This window comes from Candidatus Kryptonium sp. (genome assembly GCA_025060635.1).
Lineage (GTDB): Bacteria > Bacteroidota > Ignavibacteria > Kryptoniales > Kryptoniaceae > Kryptonium.
In genome coordinates this window covers 77,744-99,653 of the sequence record JANXBN010000002.1, presented here as the reverse complement: position 1 = coordinate 99,653, position 21,910 = coordinate 77,744, and the positions used below count along the sequence as shown (strand labels likewise).

At 36.2% G+C, this 21,910-nt stretch carries 19 protein-coding genes and 5 tRNA genes; all 24 read right to left on the bottom strand.

The window, feature by feature from the left end; translation table 11 throughout:
• Positions 1-7: 7 nt before the first annotated feature.
• Positions 8-3,790, bottom strand: a complete 3,783-nt coding sequence (gene rpoB / locus NZ923_04835; GenBank protein MCS7229342.1) for a DNA-directed RNA polymerase subunit beta — start codon at positions 3,788-3,790, stop codon at positions 8-10.
• A 135-nt stretch (positions 3,791-3,925) separates the two neighbouring features.
• Positions 3,926-4,321, bottom strand: a complete 396-nt coding sequence (rplL, locus tag NZ923_04830) for a 50S ribosomal protein L7/L12 (GenBank protein MCS7229341.1) — start codon at positions 4,319-4,321, stop codon at positions 3,926-3,928.
• A 36-nt stretch (positions 4,322-4,357) separates the two neighbouring features.
• On the bottom strand, positions 4,358-4,888 hold the full coding sequence (gene rplJ / locus NZ923_04825; protein MCS7229340.1) for a 50S ribosomal protein L10: 531 nt from the start codon (positions 4,886-4,888) through the stop codon (positions 4,358-4,360).
• A gap of 89 nt (positions 4,889-4,977) precedes the next feature.
• Positions 4,978-5,685, bottom strand: coding sequence for a 50S ribosomal protein L1 (gene rplA / locus NZ923_04820; protein MCS7229339.1), 708 nt, complete (start codon positions 5,683-5,685; stop codon positions 4,978-4,980).
• Between the two features lie 20 nt (positions 5,686-5,705).
• A complete protein-coding gene (gene rplK, locus NZ923_04815; protein ID MCS7229338.1) occupies positions 5,706-6,131 on the bottom strand; it encodes a 50S ribosomal protein L11 in 426 nt (141 codons plus the stop codon).
• Positions 6,132-6,150: 19 nt separating this feature from the next.
• Entirely contained in the window at positions 6,151-6,681 is a 531-nt protein-coding gene (nusG, locus tag NZ923_04810; GenBank protein MCS7229337.1) for a transcription termination/antitermination protein NusG, read from the bottom strand.
• A 7-nt stretch (positions 6,682-6,688) separates the two neighbouring features.
• Complete coding sequence (gene secE, locus NZ923_04805; GenBank protein ID MCS7229336.1) at positions 6,689-6,871, bottom strand: preprotein translocase subunit SecE; 183 nt, start codon at positions 6,869-6,871, stop codon at positions 6,689-6,691.
• A 35-nt stretch (positions 6,872-6,906) separates the two neighbouring features.
• Positions 6,907-6,979, bottom strand: a tRNA-Trp gene (locus tag NZ923_04800).
• 7 nt (positions 6,980-6,986) lie between these two features.
• A complete protein-coding gene (gene rpmG, locus NZ923_04795; GenBank protein MCS7229335.1) occupies positions 6,987-7,151 on the bottom strand; it encodes a 50S ribosomal protein L33 in 165 nt (54 codons plus the stop codon).
• A gap of 33 nt (positions 7,152-7,184) precedes the next feature.
• Positions 7,185-7,257, bottom strand: a tRNA-Thr gene (locus NZ923_04790).
• Between the two features lie 7 nt (positions 7,258-7,264).
• Positions 7,265-7,337 (bottom strand) — tRNA-Gly (locus NZ923_04785).
• A 12-nt stretch (positions 7,338-7,349) separates the two neighbouring features.
• Positions 7,350-7,434 (bottom strand) — tRNA-Tyr (locus tag NZ923_04780).
• An 8-nt stretch (positions 7,435-7,442) separates the two neighbouring features.
• Positions 7,443-7,515: transfer RNA gene (locus NZ923_04775), tRNA-Thr, on the bottom strand.
• Positions 7,516-7,596: 81 nt separating this feature from the next.
• Complete coding sequence (locus NZ923_04770) at positions 7,597-8,067, bottom strand: hypothetical protein (protein MCS7229334.1); 471 nt, start codon at positions 8,065-8,067, stop codon at positions 7,597-7,599.
• 78 nt (positions 8,068-8,145) lie between these two features.
• Entirely contained in the window at positions 8,146-8,742 is a 597-nt protein-coding gene (locus tag NZ923_04765) for a hypothetical protein (GenBank protein MCS7229333.1), read from the bottom strand.
• A 54-nt stretch (positions 8,743-8,796) separates the two neighbouring features.
• Positions 8,797-9,981, bottom strand: coding sequence for a cysteine desulfurase (locus NZ923_04760; GenBank protein ID MCS7229332.1), 1,185 nt, complete (start codon positions 9,979-9,981; stop codon positions 8,797-8,799).
• A gap of 64 nt (positions 9,982-10,045) precedes the next feature.
• On the bottom strand, positions 10,046-12,517 hold the full coding sequence (locus NZ923_04755; protein ID MCS7229331.1) for a TonB-dependent receptor: 2,472 nt from the start codon (positions 12,515-12,517) through the stop codon (positions 10,046-10,048).
• Positions 12,484-13,542 (bottom strand): AmmeMemoRadiSam system radical SAM enzyme, encoded by a 1,059-nt coding sequence (amrS, locus tag NZ923_04750; GenBank protein MCS7229330.1) that lies wholly within the window; start codon positions 13,540-13,542, stop codon positions 12,484-12,486. Before amrS ends, NZ923_04755 begins: the two co-directional genes overlap by 34 nt.
• Positions 13,543-13,603: 61 nt before the next feature.
• Positions 13,604-14,122, bottom strand: a complete 519-nt coding sequence (locus NZ923_04745; GenBank protein MCS7229329.1) for a type 1 glutamine amidotransferase — start codon at positions 14,120-14,122, stop codon at positions 13,604-13,606.
• A gap of 107 nt (positions 14,123-14,229) precedes the next feature.
• On the bottom strand, positions 14,230-15,807 hold the full coding sequence (locus NZ923_04740) for a hypothetical protein (GenBank protein ID MCS7229328.1): 1,578 nt from the start codon (positions 15,805-15,807) through the stop codon (positions 14,230-14,232).
• Complete coding sequence (locus tag NZ923_04735) at positions 15,804-17,735, bottom strand: glycosyltransferase (GenBank protein MCS7229327.1); 1,932 nt, start codon at positions 17,733-17,735, stop codon at positions 15,804-15,806. The genes NZ923_04740 and NZ923_04735 overlap by 4 nt, the downstream gene beginning before the upstream one ends.
• Positions 17,695-18,516 carry a hypothetical protein gene (locus NZ923_04730; GenBank protein MCS7229326.1) on the bottom strand — a complete coding sequence of 274 codons (822 nt, stop codon included), beginning with the start codon at positions 18,514-18,516 and terminating at the stop codon, positions 17,695-17,697. Before NZ923_04730 ends, NZ923_04735 begins: the two co-directional genes overlap by 41 nt.
• Positions 18,506-19,600, bottom strand: coding sequence for a hypothetical protein (locus NZ923_04725; protein MCS7229325.1), 1,095 nt, complete (start codon positions 19,598-19,600; stop codon positions 18,506-18,508). The genes NZ923_04730 and NZ923_04725 overlap by 11 nt, the downstream gene beginning before the upstream one ends.
• Positions 19,597-21,603 (bottom strand): cellulose biosynthesis cyclic di-GMP-binding regulatory protein BcsB, encoded by a 2,007-nt coding sequence (locus NZ923_04720; GenBank protein ID MCS7229324.1) that lies wholly within the window; start codon positions 21,601-21,603, stop codon positions 19,597-19,599. The genes NZ923_04725 and NZ923_04720 overlap by 4 nt, the downstream gene beginning before the upstream one ends.
• Positions 21,604-21,910 lie beyond the last annotated feature (307 nt).

Here is a 21,910-nt window from a genome sequence, read left to right as displayed (position 1 = left end):
TTTATTTTTATTCAATTCTGACATCAAGACCAAGTCCCTGAAGTTCGCGGACAAGAACATTAAATGATTCAGGTATTCCAGGTTCAGGCAAATTATCGCCTTTAACTATTGCTTCGTATGCTTTTGAGCGACCTTGAATATCATCAGATTTATAAGTTAACATTTCTTGCAAAGTATAAGCTGCTCCATATGCTTCAAGTGCCCATACTTCCATTTCTCCAAGTCTCTGTCCACCAAATTGTGCTTTTCCTCCGAGCGGTTGCTGTGTGATAAGTGAATAAGGTCCTATTGATCTTGCGTGGATCTTATCCTCAACCATATGAATAAGTTTCATCATATAAATGTATCCAACTGTAACTTCCTGGTCAAAGGGTTCTCCTGTTCTTCCGTCATAGAGTATAGTTTTACCGGTTTCAGGTAATCCTGCTTTTCTAAGTTCTTCTTGTATATCTTCCCAAGTTGCACCATCAAATATTGGGCTTGCATATTTTACACCGAGTTTCTTTGCAGCCCATCCAAGCGCTGTTTCAAATAACTGTCCAAGGTTCATTCTTGAAGGCACACCAAGTGGATTTAAGACGATATCAACTGGTGTTCCATCTGGAAGGAAAGGCATATCTTCAACAGGCGCAACTTTCGCTATAACACCTTTGTTCCCGTGACGACCCGCCATTTTATCTCCAACCTGCAATTTTCTCTTCTTCGCTACATAAACACGAGCAAGCTGAACGACGCCCGGTTGAAGCTCATCAACTTGGACTTTATATTTTTCAATTTTTGCCTGCGTTTCAATGTCTTGCAATTTCTTCAGATAATTCTCGTAAAGTTGCTTCTTGAGCAAGTTCCTCTTTGAATTCTCAACCCATTCAGCATCGTAATCAAGGTCATCAAGCTCATCAATATGCGCTTTAAATGTCTCAGGCTTCAATGTGACCCCACTTCTTATGACAACTTCACCTTTCTTATTCCTAATTCCAAGTGAAACTTCACCTTCAAGCAATTGTCCAAGTTTTTCAGCAAGTTTCTCTTTAGTTTCGTTAATTAACTTTTTTCGTTTTCTTTCAATCCCATCAAGCAGTTTCTTTTCTTGCTTCTTTGATTCAGCGTCTTTCTTTTTGCGTTGGAAAAGTTTCGTTGCAATAACAACGCCTCTTAATCCTGGACTTGCTCTTAAAGAAGCATCTTTAACTTCGCCTGCTTTTTCACCGAAAATAGCTCTTAAAAGTTTCTCTTCAGGTGTTGGCTCAGTTTCTGCTTTAGGAGTTATTTTACCAATTAAAATATCACCTTCCTTAACATAAGTGCCAACCTTTACAATACCATTCTCATCAAGGTCTTTTATCGCCTCTTCGCTTACATTTGGAATTTCCCTTGTAAATTCTTCCTCGCCTCGTCGTGTATCATGAACTGAAAGTTCAAATTCCTCTATATGAACGGATGTAAAAGCATCTTCAGCAACAAGTTTCTCACTTACGATAATAGCGTCCTCAAAATTATAACCTCTCCAAGGCATGAAAGCAACCAAGACATTTCTACCAAGAGCAAGTTCACCATGATCAATTGATGGACCATCAGCTAAAACATCACCCGCTTTAACTCTTTGTCCAACCTTAACGATTGGCTTTTGATTTATGCAAGTATCCTGGTTTGATCTTGCAAACTTTGTCAATCTATATTCAACTGTGTATTTATCATCAAAGCTCAAAATTTCCTCAACGCTTCCTTTCTTATGGTCATATTCAACGATTATCTTAGTTGCGTCAACATATTTAACCACACCATCACCTTGAGCAACGATCATCATTCTTGAATCACGAGCTACTTTATCTTCAAATCCTGTTCCAACGAAAGGCGCCTCGGGTCTTAAGAGAGGAACAGCTTGTCTTTGCATATTTGAACCCATAAGAGCACGGTTTGCATCGTCGTGCTCAAGAAATGGGATAAGCGAAGCAGATACACTAACTATCTGATTTGGCGAGATATCCATATATTGAACTTCCTCCGGCGATACAACTACGAAATCACCGCCTTTCCTTGCTTTAACCTTATCAACAAGAAACTTACCATTTGAATCAATCGGAGCATTTGCCTGCGCTATTATAACTCTTTCCTCCTCATCTGCTGTGAGATATTCAACTTCGTCAGTAACACGACCATTTTTTACCTTTCTATATGGAGTTTCAATAAAACCAAATTCATTTATTCTGGCGAAAACAGCGAGCGAGGCAATCAAACCAATGTTTGGACCTTCCGGTGTCTCAATTGGACAAAGCCTTCCATATTGAGTATAATGAACGTCTCGTACTTCAACCCCTGCTCTTTCTCTTGTCAATCCACCAGGACCAAGCGCGCTGACCCTTCTCTTGTGCGTTATTTCGGCAAGCGGATTTGTTTGATCCATAAATTGCGAAAGTTGGCTCGTCCCAAAGAACGCATTCAAAGCATTGGCTATGATTCTTGAATTTACAAGATCCTGTGGAGTAAGCTTATCTGTTTCCCTTAAATTTAATCTTTCTTTTATCGTGCGAGCCATTCTTGCAAAAGCAGCATTCAAAACCTGAACAAGTTGCTCAGATACTGTTCTTACTCTACGATTCCCAAGGTGATCAACATCATCAATTCTTTCTTTACCGCTTTGTAGGTGAACAAGATATTTTATAATCGCAACTATATCTTCTTTCGTCAAGGTTGTTTGATTTAATGGGACATTTAAATTAAGTCGCGTATTAATCTTGTATCTTCCAACGACGCTTAAATCATAGCGCTTCGGATTAAAGAACCATTTTTCAATTATGCTTTTTGCTGTTTCCATATCTTGTGCTTCACCGAGTCGCAACTGCTTGTAAATATGCTCAATTGCTTCCCTTTCATTTTTTATCACATCTTTATCCATCGTTTTAAGTATTATTTCCTTCACCTCTGAATCTTCTTCCTTCCATACAAGCAATGACTTAATATGTGCTTGACTAATTCTCTCAATATCATCTGCGGTTATTTCAGAATTTCTTGTGATTATTATCTCTCCTGTTTTTAGATCAACAACATCAGATGCGATAATTCTGCCTATCAGCTTTGCACGAGTTGAGTTATTAATTGGAATTTCTTCAACAAGCTCAAACAATTTCAATATATCTTCATCAGAAGAATATCCAAGTGCTCTCAAAAGGGTCGTTACATAAAACTTCCTCTTCCTGTCAATGTAAACATACATCATATCTGTGACATCCGTTGTAAACTCAATCCACGAACCTTTTAAAGGAATTATCTGTGCTTGATATGTCTTCAAGCCATTTGGGAAAACGGTTTCATCAAAGAAAACGCCAGGAGACCTTTGTAGCTGATTTACAACAACTCTTTCAGCTCCATTTATAACGAATGTTCCTCTTTCTGTCATATATGGTAGATTACCGAGAAAAACATCTTGTTCAATTGTTTCAACATAATCAGCATGGCTTGGATCAAGCCTTGAAGAAAGACGCAACTTCGCCTTAAGAGGAACCGCATAAGTCAAACCTCGTTCTTTGCACTCTTCAACTGTGTATTTAGGTTTATCAACATAATACTCAATAAAGTCAAGAACGAAAACTTCCTTTGAATCGGTGATAGGGAAATTCGCTTTGAAAACAGCTTGTAACCCCTTGTTCTCTCTTTTACTTGGAGGAACATCTTCCTGTAAAAACTCTTTAAAAGATTTAAGCTGGATCTCCAGTAAATCGGGATGTTCAATTACTGGTTTAATTTTTCCAAATGAAATTCTCCCCGTTGCTGTTATTTCTCTTTTCTTTGCCAATTTTCCTCACTCCTTGAGATTTTGATTTTAAAAAAAGCAACAAGCCGATAACCCTAAAAGTTTAACACTTTTAGGTGGTTACCGGCTTGCTTTGATTTCAGTTTTTAATCTCAATTTTAGTTTGTAAAGAAAAATTTATTTGATTTGAACCTGTGCTCCTGCTTCTTCAAGCTCTTTCTTGATTTTCTCAGCTTCCTCTTTTGAAATTCCTTCTTTTATCGGTTTCGGTGCGCTGTCAACTAAATCTTTTGCTTCTTTCAATCCAAGACCTGTTATTTGTCTGACGATCTTTATTACATTAAGTTTCTGAGCACCTGGGTTAACAAGAATGACATCAAATTCTGTCTTTTCTTCAGCTGCTGGTTGAGCTGCTGCAGGTGCTGCACCAGGAACAGCTGCGACAACAGGAGCTGCAACAGCTGCTGCGGAAACACCAAATTTTTCCTCAAGGATCTTTTTCAATTCTACTGCTTCAAGAAGCGTAAGTTTTTCAATTCTTTCAACGATTTCTTCTACTATCTGTGATGGCATTTCTTTCTCCCTTAAAAATTTTGTTTTTAAAAATTCTTATGAACCTTTTTCTTCAAGTTTCTTTGCTATTGCATCAATTACCAAAACTAACTCCGATAAAACTGCATTCAATGTCCACACGATACCACTTGCTGGCGCTGCTATGCTTCCAATTATTCCAGCGATAATATCGGACTTTGATGGCAAATTAGCAAGCTCGTCAAGCTTTGAACCATCGTAAATTTGCCCTTCAATATAAATCGCTTTAACCGCTGGTTTATCAATTTTACCTTTTATTTTCTTTATCAGTCGCACTGGTGTAATCGGGTCATCATATCCGAAAGCAACAGCAGTAGGCCCTTCAAGATACCGGAATAAGCCATCGTATCCGCCGACATTTTGCATTGCTATCTTTAACAAAGTATTCTTCACCACCTTATAATCAACGCCAGCGCTTTTAAGTTCTCGCCTCAATTCGTTCACCTCAGCGACGGTCATTTTAGTAAAATCAGCTAAAACTAATCCTTTCGCATGTGAAATTTTCTGAGTTATCTCTTCAACGACTTTAGCTTTCTCCTCTTTTTTCATTTCATCCTCAAAAATTTTTTAAGTTAAAAAAATATCTCCGATTAGAGTGCGTCTTTGCAACCAGAGATGTTGGCTTAGAAGCAACCCATTTATGATAAATTCATAAGTACTGAATTCTTATCAACTTTTATTCCAGGACCCATCGTGCTTGATAAGGTAATGTTCCTTATGTATTGTCCCTTGACGCTTGCTGGTCTTAATTTGACTATCGTTGACAACAGGGTTTTTATATTTTCAATCAACTTTTCATTTTCAAATGATACCTTTCCAACTGACACATGAATATTTCCGGCTTTATCAACTCTAAATTCAACTCTTCCCGCTTTTGCTTCTCTAACAGCTTTAGCGACATCGGTTGTTACAGTTCCACTTTTGGGGTTAGGCATCAAACCACGGGGTCCGAGAATTTTACCAAGTTTCCCGACTTCGCCCATAACTTCAGGCGTTGCAATTATAACATCAACATCTGTCCATCCCTCTTTAATCTTGTTTATGTACTCATCAAATCCAACATAATCAGCACCAGCTTCAATTGCTTCTTTCTCTTTTTCAGGTTGCTTTGTCAAGACAAGTACACGAACCTTTCTTCCTGTACCATATGGTAAAACCACGGTCCCACGAACCATTTGATCTGCGTGCCTTGGATCAACACCAAGGCGAATTGCTATATCAACTGTTTCATCAAACTTTGCTGTTGCGGTTTCTTTAACCTTTTGAATTGCTTCTTCAAGTGGATATGCTTTTGATTTGTCAATCTTTTTTAGAGCTTCAAGATATCTTTTGCTATGCTTTGGCATTTTCATTTCATAATTATTTTTTAATCAACGATTTCAATTCCCATACTTTTTGCTGTGCCCTCAATCATACGCATTGCAGCTTCTATATCATTCGTATTTAAATCGGGCATCTTCATTTGAGCAATTTCTCTTATCTGCTGACGAGTAACCTTACCAACTTTAACTCGCTTCGGTTCAGACGATCCTTTCTCAATTCCAGCTGCTTTCTTCAAAAGTACAGATGCCGGCGGTGTTTTTACAACAAATGTAAATGATTTATCAGAATAAACAGTCACAATAACAGGTAAAATCAAACCCATTTTATCTTGGGTTCGGGCGTTAAACTGCTTGCAGAACTCCATAATGTTTATACCACGCTGACCGAGCGCAGGTCCAACTGGAGGAGCTGGTGTTGCTTGTCCACCGGGTATTTGAAGCTTCACATATCCAACTACCTTTTTAGCCATTTCTCTGTAAAGTTAATTTTTATTTTTCAATTTCAACTTGTGTAAAATCAAGTTCAACAGGCGTCTTGCGACCAAAGATATTGATCATAACTTTTAGCTTCATTTTTTCAGAATTTACCTCTTGAACTATACCACTGAAATCAGTAAATGGTCCATCAATAACTCTAACTGAATCTCCAACCCTGAAAGGCACATCAATCCTTTCAACGCCTGACTCTTCAACTTTGCCAATGAATCTTTCAACTTCGTCCTCTCTTAAGGGAACAGGATTCCCCTTTGGACCAACAAAGCTTACAACTGATGGAACGCTACGAATAAAACTTTTAACTTCATCATCCATTTCCGCTTCAATCAAAATATAACCAGGGAAAAATGCTTTGACACGAGATTTTTTTCTTCCTTCTTTCACGACGGTTACTTTTTCAGTCGGGACAAAAACGCTAAAAATTTTGTCTTTGAACTTCCCTTCAGCGATTTCATTTTCTATAAATTTCTTAACACGATTCTCATGCCCCGAATATGTTCTCACCGCATACCATCTCCTTGCCATGGACTAATCAAAAGATAATTTTTAAAATTTCGGTGATGATGATATCAATTATCCATATAATGACAGTGAAAATAAGACACGCAATCAAGACGACCTTTGTTGACTCAATCAGTTCATCTTGTTTTTGCCAGGTGACTTTTTGAAGTTCTTTGTAAATGTCGGTAAAAAAGTTAATAATCTTTTCTCGCATCAGGATCAACGATAATTTTTAAAATAAAAAATTAGCACGTCCGGAGGGACTCGAACCCCCAACCTGCGGTTTTGGAGACCGCTGCTCTACCAGTTGAGCTACGGACGTGTCCCATTTAGCGTGTTTCTTTATGAATAGTGTGTTTGTTGCAGAATTTGCAATATTTTTTATATTCCACCCTCTCTGGGTGTTTTCTTCGGTTCTTTGTAGTGGTATAATTTCTGTGCTTACACACAGTGCATTCAAGCGTAATTATCTCTCTACCTTCAGATTTTGCCATTTAGTTATAATTTTTATTTGAAAACTTCGCTTGAGCTCGCGACCGGGATTGAACCGGTGACCTCGTCCTTACCAAGGACGCGCTCTACCAACTGAGCTACGCGAGCAAACTTGAGCGGGCGACGGGATTCGAACCCGCGACCACCAGCTTGGAAGGCTGGCGCTCTACCATCTGAGCTACACCCGCTTAACGATGGCGTGGGTGGGGAGGGATTCGAACCCCCTCAGGCTTCACGCCACTGGGTTTACAGCCCAGCCCGGCTCTCCAACTCCGGCGCCCACCCACAAACCGAGCTGGCGCGGGGATTTGAACCCCGGACCTGCTGATTACAAGTCAGCTGCTCTACCAACTGAGCTACGCCAGCACCACTTATAAAAGAACACATCTACTAAAAGGCAGTCGTAAATATAATCATTTCTTTTTAAAAATGCAAGAATTTTTCAAGTTATCCACCTGAACTCGGACCATATTTCAACATTCGCATCTTTAACTCCTTGATTATAGCTGAATACTCCTTCAAATAATTCTCAGGTGGTGAAAACTTAACCCAGTTCCCAGCACCCATTCTAACTTGAAACTCAAACTGAAAAATAGTGTTATAAACTTGATATGTCCTGAAATAAAAACTACTTCTACCACGAGGAACAATATGAATCAACACCCTATCCCTGAACAACGCTCCAACAGTATCAACCCCAACAGCAAGTTGTCCATCGCGAACTCTCCAATATGTCTGTATAACATAATAATCCTTCATTGGATCAACTATCTCAAGCGTATATTCATACATCTGCAAAATAAATGCCGTCTCGTTTATGATGTAATTTTTATCGGTGTTGAAAGAAATATCATACGAAACAACACCCCTTCCATCAACAAACTCACCAGATCTACAAGAAAGCAAAACAATACACATAACGCACACTATTAATTTTCTTCCTAAAAATTTGATTTGCGAATACACCATGACCTACCTCCACTTAGAAATTTTTTCTTATTGTGCAACTGGTGGTGTTCCTGTATCTTGCGTCTCACCAGCACTCAAACCCCACACGAGAGTGTAAGTGCCAATGACAATTAAACCAAGCACAATTATGAAAAACAAATTCGTAAGCGCTGATCTACCTCCAGGTAAAACTTTGCTTATAAATTCCTTATCTATTCTTTTCACCTCTTCATTGATGTTTTCATATGTCCAAGTTATCTCAACAGTGTGAAATCTTCTTTTCGGTCTATCAAAGCATTCAAATGTCCCATAAAGCGCTACATTATTTGTATCACTTCCCTGATTCACAAAGTTCCCGAAAAACAAATAGTCAACACCAAGCATATGTGATAAAATTACAACTTCATTTTCAGATGGTAAAGATAAAACAGCGTTAATTTTTTCACTACCAACTATGGAAATAGCTTCCTCTGGAGAAACTAATTCAACCGACGGTTTTTGTGCCAGCAGATATAAAACACTATTGGTTATCTCCCTTTGCGCCTTTTTCCCAACCCCTTCAAATTTGAAACCAATAAATCCAACCCTTACCTTATCCCTCGCAAATGTAGCCACAGGATAAAACTCATAAATGATAAAAGCCAAAATCAAAAAAATGATGAAAGACTTTTTCCTAAAGATCTTCATAATTGAACTTGTTTATTTTGAAATAACTCTTTCAGCAAAATTTCTCACTATCTCAAAAAGTTTCACAACAGCGTAATCTACTTCTTCACTTGTATTTCCTCTTCCGAACGAGAAACGCACAGTTGCAAGCGCTGTTTTCTCATCTCTTCCAAGAGCAAGTATGACATGCGATGGTTTCAAACTCCCAGATGTGCAAGCAGAACCATTTGAAACCGCAACACCTTTCAAATCAAGCCCATATATCAATGCCTCGGCATCTATATCAATTTTACTTGAATTTATTGAAAAATTCAAGATATAAGGTATCGTCTTATCAAAGGGGCTGTTCAAAATCAAAAACTCATCATCAAATTCACCGAAATACTCTCTTATTTTTTCAATCATATGCTCCCTCAATCTACTTACATGCTCATAATCATTTTTCATTCTCTCTTTGCAAATTTGAACTGCTTTACCAAACCCCACTATCAATGGCACGCTCTCTGTGCCTGCCCTTCTACCTGCCTCTTGCGACCCGCCACGATGAAATTTTTCAATTTCTATCCCATCCCTTACATAAAGAAAACCAATTCCCTTCGGTCCGTAGATTTTATGAGCGGATGCTGAAAGAAGGTCAACATTTAATCTCTTAACATCAATATCAATTTTACCAAAAGATTGAACCGCGTCAGTATGAAATGGTATATCATACTCTCTCGCTATTGATCCTATTTCTTGAATTGGTTGTATTGTCCCGATCTCATTATTAACATGCATTACGCTTATAAGACAAGTCCTTGGAGTTATTGCTTTTCTCACATCATCAGGATCAACAACCCCATCTGAATCAACATTTAAAAATGTCACTTCAAATCCATTTTCTTGTAAATAAAGACAAACATCAAGAACAGCGTGATGTTCAATTTTAGTCGTGATTATGTGATTTTTGCCCTTTTTAAAACCAGCTAGCGCTATACCAAAAATTGCGAAGTTATCTGATTCCGTACCTCCGCTTGTAAAAATTATCTCAGAGCGTTCAGCATTTATAAAATCTGCAATTTCTCCTCTTGCCTCTTCAATTGCAACCTTGGCCTCTCTCCCAAATTGATGAACGGAAGATGGATTACCAAAGATTTTCGTGAAATATGGAAACATTGCCTCAACAACAGCGGGATCAACAGGCGTGGTTGCACTATGATCAAAGTAAACCCTTCGCATACTCGTTAATTTTTTAAGTTATTAATACTCAAAATCAGTTCAACTTTTCACACTATTGCTTTACCTAAAACTTGACGCTTATGCCTAATGTTGGTAAGATAGGCAACATCGTGACTGGTCTTCGCTTTATCTGACCGTTTGAAATACTAAAATCATATCCAACAACATTTTTACGATTGTAAACATTCATAACATCAAGATAAAAACTCCAATTCGCGCCCCAAAATCTTGCGTTGTAAGTAATTCGCACATCCAAACGATGATATGGTGGTTTCCTTGAATTCAAAAAGTTTCTGAATCCTCCATAATCAAGATCAAGCACAACTTTGTTTCTTATTGTCATTATCTTCACAGCGGTATCAGATACAAAAATTCTTGGTTTCACCCCAATTGGCTCGGTATAGGGATAATTTGAACCATACATCCAGGTCATGCTTAAATCAAACTTTCTACTGATTTTCCAATTTAATACGATGTTAACTGTATGTCTCTGATCAAAAATAAACGGCAATTCAACATCATAAATTTTTCTTCTCGCAACTGAAAAAGAGTAAGAAAACCAACCATGGATTTTGCTATTCCTCGTTTGCTTCTTTTCAATGAAAACTTCAAATCCATATGCTTTTCCATCACCTCTATTAACCGGGATCGGTGTAACTGAGTCATCTACCGCTATTTGATATGGTGGGCTCCATCCTCTAATATCAGTTGGCGGATATGCAGGTATCCTATCAGCAACCCATCTTGTTCCATTCACGCGCTTCCTTACGATTAAATCATCAAAATTTTTATAATAACCCTCAACCCTTGCCAATATATCAGCAGAAAGCCATCTTTCAAGCCCAACGATATAATGAGTTGCTTTCTCAGCGTTTAAATTCTCCGACCGAGTGAAATCAAAAAATATATTTTGATCATAAATTTTCTCGTATCCTGGCGATTGATAATACCAACCATACGCTAACCTTAAACTCGTCAAGGCATCAATGTTATAAAGAAAGTTAAACCTCGGAGAGATATAACTTCTTTTTATTATCTCGTAATAGTCAAATCTCAAACCAGGTTGAACAATGAGTTTTGAGCTTAGCTTTATTCTGTCTTGAATATAAAAATATGAGCGATTATATCTTTCAACATATCTGAAAAACTCTGGGGCCGAGAAAAAGCCGAGCGATATCAAAAACATCTTTAACGCTTCATCCAACTTAAGAACATATTTCAACTCTGAAATGACACGACTATTGCCAACCCCAAACTCAACCAAATTTCTTCCAAATTCATAACTCACATCAACCGATGTTGTGAACTTTTGAATTGAATAATTTGACCATGTTTCAACCTTGAAAAAGATTGCATCATCAGAAATAGTTTTTCTGTCCGCGTCTTGAGATGGATCAAGCAATTCCCCACCGAACTTGCTTTCACCTGAATTTTTATACCACGATGTTAAAAACTTAATAACGAAATTTTTTTGCGGAGAATATGTCCAATTGAAAGCAAGAGTATTGTTATAAGACAAATCGTTCACAGTAACGCTATCAGGTCTATCAAGATTTTTGCCAGTTATAATATTCATCGCATCACGGCTGTGGATCAAGAAAAAATTAACTTTGTGCTTATTAAATGGTTGGAAACTCAACTTAGTTTGAAAATCATAAAAGTTTGGAAATGTCACATCACCGCTGACAAGACCCGTTTTTTCAGCTATTGGTCCAAGTATCAAATCATAGTATGTCCTTCTGGTTGAAAATATCCACGAACCATTTAACGGAAGCTTTCCTTCAAATATCAAATTCGCATTTGTCAAATTAACATTCATCATGCTTGAGAAAAGTTTTTCCCTCGTCCCCTCGCGTCCAGAGACATCAAGGACAGCTGATAACCTATCCCCATATTTTGCAGGAAATCCACCAGCCATAAAATTAAAACTACTAACAATATCTGGATTGAACATGCTCACGAAACCATAAAGCCGATATGGATTATAAATTTCAACACCATCTATGATTATTAAATTTTCATCAGGTGAACCTCCGCGCACGACAAATCGTGCTGCGAAATCGGACGGTGAAAGAACACCAGGCAAAGTCCTTAACATTCTAAAAACATCCTCCCCAAAGCCAGCTCCAACTTTAACATTCTGCGGTTCAACTTCAATAATACTTGGCCTAACATCAACAACGCGACGACTCTTGTAATCTGCTAAAACCTCAACCTCGCCAAGTTCAACATAACCTTGCTTCAATCTGAATTCAACGAAAACAATACCACCTTTTATGTCAATTTCTCTTTTCTCACTTTGATATCCGATGCTTCTTGCCTCAATGATATATGATCCTGGCTTCACTCTGATTTCAAACTCACCTTTTAAATCCGTTGATGTACCAAGCGTTGTTCCAAGAATCACTATATTTACATTTGGGATCGGTTCCCCGGTTTCAAAATCAATAACCTTTCCTTTTATCCTTGCATCTTGAGCAAAAGCAAAATTAAAAAGCAAAACTATTCCCAATAACCAGGTATAACAGTTCCGCATTTGTAGCACTTCCCCCCGACAATTTTATTTTTTAAAACTCTGAAACCAAACCTTTCAACAAGCAAAGCTCCGCAATTAAAACAATAAGTATTCTCGTATTTATCAACATAACCCGGCAGATTTCCAGCATAAACAAACCTCAAACCTTCCTCATAACCTATCTCAACTGCTTTTATCAATTGCTCTGGACGCGTATTATCTGGCTCTGTCATTTTGTAATCTTTATGAAAAGCGGTCACATGCCATGGGATGTTAGGAGAAACGCTTGCCAAAAACTTTGCAATATCTCTTAATTCACCTTCCGAATCATTAAATCCAGGAACGACAAGCGTCACAATTTCAACCCAGAAACCCTTCTCAACAAGCATCTTAATTGTATCAAGAACGACATTTAATCGTCCGCCAAGCTTTCTGTAGTTCAAATCATTAAATGTCTTCAAATCAACCTTGTAAAAATCAACATATGGTCTAATGTAATCAAGAACTTCCGGAGTTGCGTTCCCATTTGAGACATATGCACCACGAATCCCATGCTGATTTGCGATCTTTAAAATTCCAACTGCCCATTCGGATGTAATCAATGGTTCGTTATATGTGCTTGTTATAATTTTGCTTTTGTATTTGATAGCGATATCAACTATTTCTTCAGCATCTATAAAATCTGGAATTGCTCCAGCAACAGGATCTCTTAAGGCCTGTGATGTCACCCAATTTTGACAATAATCACAGTGAAAGTCACAACCAAGCATGCCAAAACTTAGAGTATAACTTCCCGGATAAACATGGAAAAATGGTTTCTTTTCAATCGGGTCAAGCGCAAGTGATGTCACATATCCCCATGGGACATATAGTTTTCCATCAACATTAAACCTGACCTTGCAAACGCCACTTCTTCCTTCTGGAATTTTACATCTGTGCCCACAAGCAAAACACTCAATCCGTTTCTCATCAATTTTTCTGTAAAGCTCCCCAACTTTTGAATTACGCATTAAAATATCTTTGAGTGTTTGAACCTCGCCAAGCATAAAAATTTTCAAATTTCTTTAAGGTTTCAATAATTCCAACATATTTAAAGTGATTCAGGTTTCAATCCGAAAGTACAGAAATTATAGCTTTGCAAAATGCTGGGAGATCATCTGGCATCCTTGAACTTATTAAATTTCCATCAATTATAACTTCACTATCAACATATTTAGCACCTGCATTAACAAGGTCATCTCGTATTGAGAAAAAACCCGTAACTTTTTTATTCCGCAAAATTCCAGCAGAGATAGGAACCCATCCAGCATGACAGATGAAAGCAACAATTTTGCCTGATTCAAAGAATTTTCTCGTCAACTCAATAGCAACATTATTTCTCCTGATTCTATCTGGCGCATACCCACCTGGAATTATAAGAGCATCAAAGTCGTCAACTTTTACCTCATCAAATTTAATGTCCGACTTTATGGGATAACCATTTTTCCCTTTAAAAATTTTAACTTCTGGACCAGCGATTTTAACCTCAGCACCCTCTTCAATCAATCTGTATTTTGGATACAATAGCTCAATTTCCTCAACTAAGTCCTCAACGAAAATGACAACCTTCTTTCCTTTTAGTTTCATGTTTCACCTAATGAGTTTTATTTTTGTCTCAATTCAAACAACATATTCTTTTTTGGATCGTTTGAATTTAATAATTTTTTCAGATTTTAACGATTAAAACTTTAAGTTCACTTCTCTGTGATCGCACGCTTCCTATAAGTTGATTTGAAAATTCTCCAATTATCAGTGCTATAAACAAGTGAAAGTTCTTTTGAACCTGAATAGAAAAGATTCGGATGCCTTTGATTAATCAGATAACGCTTACCTTCAAATTTTTCTGGATTGTAAAGAATTAAATAATCTGCGTAAACTTCCGGTCTTTCAACAACAGAGGCAAACTCATACTGATACGGAAGAATAAAATTTTTAGGATTTCCATAGAAAACAATTATTGGAAAGCCCGTTGCATCGTCCATTAAAATGATATCGTTGAAAGACGCGTTTCGTTTCAAAAATTCCGCAACTTTCCTTTCTTCAAAGAAAAGTTTATCTGGATTTCCTCCAAGAAGTACCTTTGCAAAATTCCGCTCTTCAGGATAAAATGAGCTTTTAAGTTTGTAATATCCCGAAAAGAAGGAAAACAAAATTAAGATAAGAAAAATACCCATTACCAAACTTTTCCGCAAACTGGGTTTCTTTTCGCATGCATAAATCATTGTCACAAAAGCGATAAGTATAAAAGGAGCATAAAAATCAACATTCATAAGAGACAAACCTAAATAAGAAATTATAGACAAAGCAACTATTGGAGCCATCAACGCAAGAGAAAAGAAAAGTCGTCGTGTGAAAACAAAAATTAAGACAATATATGCGGGCATGTAAATTAAAATTTCATTCAAAACATAGATCAAACTTTTGAAAGCATTTCCCTTAAATTCAATTAATGATGGATTATAAAGCACATAAGTGCTCAAGGTTCTAAAATATGAATATGGGCTGTTTATAAAATGAAAAGGATTTGAAGTAAAAAGCCAGTTTAGATAACACCAAAATAAAAAACCAGCAACGGGTGGGATGAAAATCATCAAATAAATCGCAAACAATCTGCGAATGAATGTTTGTCTATATGCCGGCAATTTTTTAAGCAATTCAAAAAAATTTCTGTAGCTTACACCTTCCTCAAGTGTTGTTTCAATTGTGAGGATAGCATTAACGAATAACCAAAAAATAAGAATGAAGATAATTTCATACCTTATAAAAACAAGAACACCAATAAAAACTCCAGCAATAGCAAGATAAAAACTAACATTTCTTTCATAATACTCAAAAATGAAAAGGTAAAACAAGGTGAGAAAGGTTAAATAAAGATAAGCACTGCTACCTGAAGAACCAGCATATAGAATAACTGGATTGAATAGAAATATCAACAGCATAAAAACAATAAATACAAACGACAAGTTTTTCTTCAAGATCCTGTAAGCAATAAATGCCGTTAACAATCCCATAGTAAGTGATGAAGCGAAAAGCGGAGCAATAATTGGATTTATAAAAATGAAAGGAAAAAGCACAAAGAAAGGTATAGGTGGATAAATTAAACCTATATTTTCAAGCCGAGGTGGATTCCCTTTTAATGCAAGCAACCCTTTCTCAATAAGAAAAAAAGATTCAGGATTATAGTAATCTGCCGAAATAAACATCAAACCTAAAGTAAAATAGTAAACGGAAATAAAAAGCGATAATATAGCGATTATAACCCAACTTTTCATTTCCTCGGATGATGAATATGTTTGAAAACTTCACTTATCCCATGCTCTGTTTTTTCCCAATAGAACGGATTTGAAATTAACTGACCTAACGCTTTATATGAAGCTATTGAATGCAAAATCCAATATAATGGATTTAAAAGAGCAAATGGAAGAAGATTATAATACTTCCGCCTGAAAACAGACATCATATTCATGTAAATCATAATTGCGTTCCCAAAAAGAAAATTAAAGATTGAAACATACATTACCCAATCCGGGAAGATCATACTTATAATTTCAGATTCCGTTAAAAGCCATATAATAAACATAAACCACATTACTGGATTTGCTAAAAATACAAACGGAGTTCCTCCGACGAAAAGCTGAAATCCTATGAACCCTTTCAAACCGGTTTTCTTAATAAGCTCAATGGGATGCCTCATATGAACAAGATAAGTTTGAATATAACCTTTTATCCATCTTGACCTTTGTCTTATCCAATTTTTTACTGATTTATTAGCCTCTTCATATGTTGTTGAGTCAAGAACCGCAACTTTATATCCTTTTGCATAAGCTCTTATACCGAGATCTGCATCCTCTGTGACATTGAACGGATCCCAACCAGCAAGTTCTTCAAGTTTGTCTCTTTTGAAATGATTACTTGTCCCACCGAGAGGAATCGGCAAACCCAACCTATTAAGACCAGGAAGCATGTAATCAAACCAATATGAATATTCAAGCGTAAACATTCTCGTTAAAAGGTTCTCTTCTCTGTTGTAATAATTCAAAGCACATTGCACGCAGATATATTCTTCAGGGAGTTTTTTAAATAGCGCAACAACTTTTTTAAGTTGATCTGCATCAGGCACATCTTCAGCGTCATAAATTGTTAAATACACACCACGGGCAAAAAGAAGACCGTAATCGCATGCTTTCGGCTTTGTCTTGGGCACTTCGGATGGGACAACAAGAGGCTCAAATATAGCTGGAAAATCAATTGTTTTTATAGCTTCAATCGTTTCAATATCATCCTCTTCCAATAAAAGCTTTACATCAAGTTTAAATCTCGGATAGTCAAGCCGGCTTATACTTTCAACAAGTTTTGAAATTACTTTAGGTTCTTTATAAACAGGCAATAAAATCGTATATACAGGCAATTCATCATTTGAAATCGCTTTTATCTCCTCGGCTGAAACAGCTTCCTGAAGTTCATACCTCGCACCAACCAGAGAAAGAAAAAATTTGAAAAGAATTGAAAACAAGTAAAGTAAACCGATGATTATATTTACAAAAATCAAGGCTGATATAGGACTAAATGAAAAGTAAAGCAAATAAAGAGTTATAACAGTTACAACTACAAATGTTTGTGTTGCTGTTATCGTAATGACAGCAGATCTATCTGGATCCTTCCACAATAAATTATAGATTGCAACTCTGCAAAACGGAGGACCAAGATATTTATGCAAAACCCAAATAATATCCACATCCATTGCTGCAATCACTTCCACATCGCTTTTGAAAAGCTTCCTAACAATAGCAAGAAACTCAATATCAGTGGGATCAACCATTGCAACAATAACTTTACCATTTTCCTTTCTTATAGGAACTCCAAGATATTGATCCATAACAAGTAGATTGAGATATGAAACCACACCTTTATCAATTTTTTCCATTTTCAAATCAACAAGTTCAAAACCGATCTCTTTTAAAACTTCACTCCATTTCTGCCTACTAACATAACCATAAGTTAAACATATCTTTGCAAATGACCAGCCAATTTCAGCACGAAACCTTTCAATCTCCTCTATTTGCTCAATCGTGATCAAATTTTTCTGAAGCAGATATTCAGCTATTGTTTTACTACGAACGGATTTTTCAGGGGCAGAAATCATAGTTTTGTTTAATAGATTAAATTTCAATCCAAGATGCGATAAAGAAACCTCGCCCAACCCCTATTTTCCTACCATAAACATCATGAAAAACTCCAACTTGCAACCATGCTTTATAGGTGAATCGGTGCGCTAACGAGATGCTTAACTTACCTTCAACATAGTCAGTTTCAACAGATGGATTAAAGCGAGTTGCAAAATAACCTTTCCCAACCGAATTTACCCCATCAAGCTGAATTAAACATTGAGTTAAACTTCCAATGTTGAAACCGTATAAGATTTGGAACCTCAACTGTGATGCAACTCTTGAAGTAAAAAATTTACGATATCCCGTTTCAATATTGAAATATGAATTTAAACCAAAAGGTTTAATTCCTCCGGAAAGAAGAAATTTAAACTCGCTTGCATATTCACTATAACCAAGCAATGGTTCCTTGTTCAAAGAATAAGCAGGTATAATTCCAAGCGTCTGCAAACCAAGCACGATTTTTGAATCGTAAAACTTTACCTTGAACCCAAGTTCAATATCTCCAAAGCCGTAATTACTTTTGTATGTAAAATCATCAATCCACCTATTTACTATGAAAGGAACATTACCTAACAGATTTAACTTATCACTTAAACCATATTCAAAATAAACACCTATTCCCTGCCCTTCAAAATATCCTCCATTATTAAGATACCTCTGTCTCCAGTTCAAATCGTAATACTTTTCTGCGTTATAAAAGTAATAATATGGCGCTACGAAAACTTTACCTGCGCTCCTTGTCCATGCACCTGCAAATACACTCTCAAGTAGCAGGAAACCAAAAATAAGATATTTAATAAATCTAAATTGCATCTTCGCTTAGTTTTTGTAGTGTTCTTAAAGCAACCGCTAATTCAAAATAAAATGAACTAACTTTCTGTGGACCTAATTTTAAGATAGTTTCAATTTTCTCAGGCAAAACATCACCAACGATATATTGGATTAACATTTTGTATCTTGATGGTTTTCCAAGCAAAAAATACAAGTCAATTAACTTTGAATGTATGCTAAGAGCAAAATCTCCCGAGCCTAAACCTTTAAAATCCCCATTAACCAAGACATAATAATCGCTCCATTCTCCAAAGTTATCATGAATGAACTTGAAGATTTGTTGTGATGGTTTACTGTTGAATTGAAAGATTGAAATACCAATATCAATTGAGGAAATCAAAGGGAAAATCCCATTCGGAGAGTAATATCCATTTGACGATGGGATGACAGTTCTAATTCCAATATCATAAATTGAGTGGAAAAAACCATTCTTAACATAAGATTGCATCACTGCATTATACATAAAATGTGCCTTTTCAATCATTTGAGCATCATTATTCTCAATCCCGATTGCCATCAAGAAATCAGGTCTTTGATTTATAATCCAAGTGTTCTCGGAAAGTGCTCTTGTTTGATAATTAAAGTAATTTTTCACAAGAAATTTATTTGAGTCAATCATATATCCATGCTTAAAATATGCCTTTGCAAGCGAATAACTTACTTGCTTATATTCCTTTACCTTCCATTTTTTATAAGCAAGAAAAATTGCATAGGCGCAGTGTATTGTTTCAGCTGTCCCAGAAGCTTCAATCTCAGAGCCTGGCTTATACCTCCACAAGATAGAACTATCTATCCAGGAATCACGAATAATATAATTTCGCTTTATAATCTCATATGCTCGCCTAAAGATAATTGAATCATCTATTTCAACAGCCATATGCATAATTTCTGCAAGATCAATAGAATAACAAAAACCATCAGGACGGAAAGGCAATCCCTGTTCAATCAGTTTTTTTAACTCACCAGTTGCTCTAACCTTTAGTTCACGAATTTTATCTATATCAACCCTATAGATAGTTGAACAGCTTTGAAGTGCAAGGAGGATAATTAAAATAAGTTTTTTCATCTTTTGGTGACTCTCTTTGCATGTTGTTTACCGCGAATAAAAATATAAACGAAAAATGCAAGCACGATAAACCAAACTAAACCTATGATGAAAACCTTGTACTCATTGAAATAATCAATAAATGTCTTCTCACCAGCATATTGAACTCTAACCAACCTGCTTTCAATCCTGAAGAAATATTCTTTTTCATAATCTGCGATCCCAATATTCCCAGATATAAGGTCATAATTTTTCTCAACTGCTTTAGCAACATCAAGGGCTCTTCTGTCAGCGTTAGATCCCATTCCAGTAATCAACACAACGGAATTATCACCATAACCATAAAAAATTTGAACAACACCAATAGAAGTTGTATCCCACAGCGCATAAAGGACTCTCGCTGTTCCGGCACTTATAATTCTGAATTCTTGCTTTGGTTTTAAAGGTATTTTATCAAATTTTTCAAACAATTTATCATCTTGATCAACCACACCAACAATATTGAAATTTTTTAAAATCTCTTCGTCCACGAGATCAGAATAAACAACGGCTGGATAAAAATACATATTTTTCAGCCCAGCATTAACAACATAAATAATTCTTGCCAATGCTTCCATCTTTTCAATAGTGATTTTTTTACTTATGATTGCAACTGTTTCGCCATACCCGAAGACACCTGGGAAATATTGAAAACTTAGTTCATCTGGTTTATAAGATTCTTTAACTTCTATAAATGAATTATCATCATCAACTTTGGCAAAAAACTTGAACAAAGAATTTTTACATTCTTCAGAGGATGGATAAAAGACAAACTCAATTCTTATAGTGTTTACCTTCATCAAATTAAATCTATCAACTTTGAATTTATAATTCACCCTGCCCTCTTCAGATAATCTCTTGCTTTCAACTAGCGTGCCATTGAAATAGACATTGAAGAAGGCTCTTTCCTCTCTTTTAATAACTGGTGAGTAAACAGCGGATATGTTAAATTCTATTTCATTTGGTAAAACTCCAAAATCAGACAATCTAAAAGAATAGTTCATTCCAAGATTCCCAATACCTTCAAGGCGCGTGCTCGAAAAACCAAGATCTTTAAAGCTGATTTTAAACGGTGGAAGCAAAGGTTTTAAGCTCGGTAATTCTACTGCCTCGCGAACCAGAAGAAACGAGTTGAAGGAAGAAGAAATAACATCGGGGTTTAAAAATGCTTTTAACGCTTTTCTTAATCCTTCGTCGCTGAAGCCAATCAGAAATAAAATTTTCCTCTCAATTTTTCCTTCCTTACTTGTGAATAAATATAATAATCCATCGTCTTTTAAAAATTTACCATTGATAAGGTTTTTAAATCCCTCGGGAAGCTTATCAAATCTGGATATAATAACGAGATTTGTGGTGGTATCGGGCAAAGTTTTAAAAGTCGCTAACCCAAAGTCAGAGCCTGTTTTCTCTCTCAAAAAAGAATAGACCCATATGTATCCTTCTATTTCCGCTACACTTAAGCTATCTGGAATAATAATAAAACCTCCTGCGTTGAAATAATCAATGTAGTCATATATACCTGGTCTCATTTTTTTACCAGCAAAATAAAATGCTTCAATGTATGATGTTTTTTCAATTGTAACATAAAGCCCCCCGCTCTCAATGTCCTTGCACCGATCGTCACTTATCTTTAAAGACCCATATACTTCAAGTTTGATGAAGTCAGAAAAACCAAAATCAACTTTATCAAGAGGAATCCTAATTTGCCGTTCTACTTGGCTCAACCTAACGCTTAATACAGGTTTATCCCAAACAACAAATGTCAGGAAAGAATTTTTCATATCAAGAACTGGGGATGCATCAATGTTTATGAGAATATAACTTAAAGCGGGATTTAAATTTCGTCCAACTTTCAAAAACCAAGTTGCAACTGGAGAAGGACCTTGAAGTACAACATCGGAATATCCAAACTTGGTGAACGAAATACGTTCAGATTTAACTAAGATATTTAAGGTGAGCATCAAGATAAGAATTCTTTTCAACATCAAAGGTAAGTTTTTTATTTTAAAAGCACCATTTTACCTGCAAACACTTTCTTAGGTGTTATTAAACAATAAAAATAAACTCCGCTTGATAAATTATCGGCATCAAAATTTACATAATTTAATCCCGCTACATTGCATTGAATCCCATTCTTCGCCAACCTTCAAATTCATTTGCCCTGTTAAATCTGATATAAAACGGCTTTTTTGGAAAATATCTGGAACTACGTTCTTTGAATCTTATTTCACCCAGCGTTGTAAAGTCTCAGAAACGAACCTCATCGGAATATAAGTGTTGTCCCATATATTG

Coding starts and splice junctions, on each gene's coding strand:
- secE (MCS7229336.1), bottom strand. CDS start 6,871: ATGCGAGAAAAGATTATTAACTTTTTTACCGACATTTACAAAGAACTT.
- NZ923_04740 (MCS7229328.1), bottom strand. CDS start 15,807: ATGAAAAGTTGGGTTATAATCGCTATATTATCGCTTTTTATTTCCGTT.
- NZ923_04730 (MCS7229326.1), bottom strand. CDS start 18,516: ATGCAATTTAGATTTATTAAATATCTTATTTTTGGTTTCCTGCTACTT.
- NZ923_04755 (MCS7229331.1), bottom strand. CDS start 12,517: ATGCGGAACTGTTATACCTGGTTATTGGGAATAGTTTTGCTTTTTAAT.
- rplA (MCS7229339.1), bottom strand. CDS start 5,685: ATGCCAAAGCATAGCAAAAGATATCTTGAAGCTCTAAAAAAGATTGAC.
- NZ923_04770 (MCS7229334.1), bottom strand. CDS start 8,067: ATGTGTATTGTTTTGCTTTCTTGTAGATCTGGTGAGTTTGTTGATGGA.
- NZ923_04745 (MCS7229329.1), bottom strand. CDS start 14,122: ATGAAACTAAAAGGAAAGAAGGTTGTCATTTTCGTTGAGGACTTAGTT.
- rpmG (MCS7229335.1), bottom strand. CDS start 7,151: ATGGCAAAATCTGAAGGTAGAGAGATAATTACGCTTGAATGCACTGTG.
- NZ923_04760 (MCS7229332.1), bottom strand. CDS start 9,981: ATGCGAAGGGTTTACTTTGATCATAGTGCAACCACGCCTGTTGATCCC.
- rplK (MCS7229338.1), bottom strand. CDS start 6,131: ATGGCTAAAAAGGTAGTTGGATATGTGAAGCTTCAAATACCCGGTGGA.
- NZ923_04725 (MCS7229325.1), bottom strand. CDS start 19,600: ATGAAAAAACTTATTTTAATTATCCTCCTTGCACTTCAAAGCTGTTCA.
- rplL (MCS7229341.1), bottom strand. CDS start 4,321: ATGCCATCACAGATAGTAGAAGAAATCGTTGAAAGAATTGAAAAACTT.
- amrS (MCS7229330.1), bottom strand. CDS start 13,542: ATGCTTGGCGAGGTTCAAACACTCAAAGATATTTTAATGCGTAATTCA.
- rplJ (MCS7229340.1), bottom strand. CDS start 4,888: ATGAAAAAAGAGGAGAAAGCTAAAGTCGTTGAAGAGATAACTCAGAAA.
- NZ923_04720 (MCS7229324.1), bottom strand. CDS start 21,603: ATGTTGAAAAGAATTCTTATCTTGATGCTCACCTTAAATATCTTAGTT.
- nusG (MCS7229337.1), bottom strand. CDS start 6,681: ATGGCAAGGAGATGGTATGCGGTGAGAACATATTCGGGGCATGAGAAT.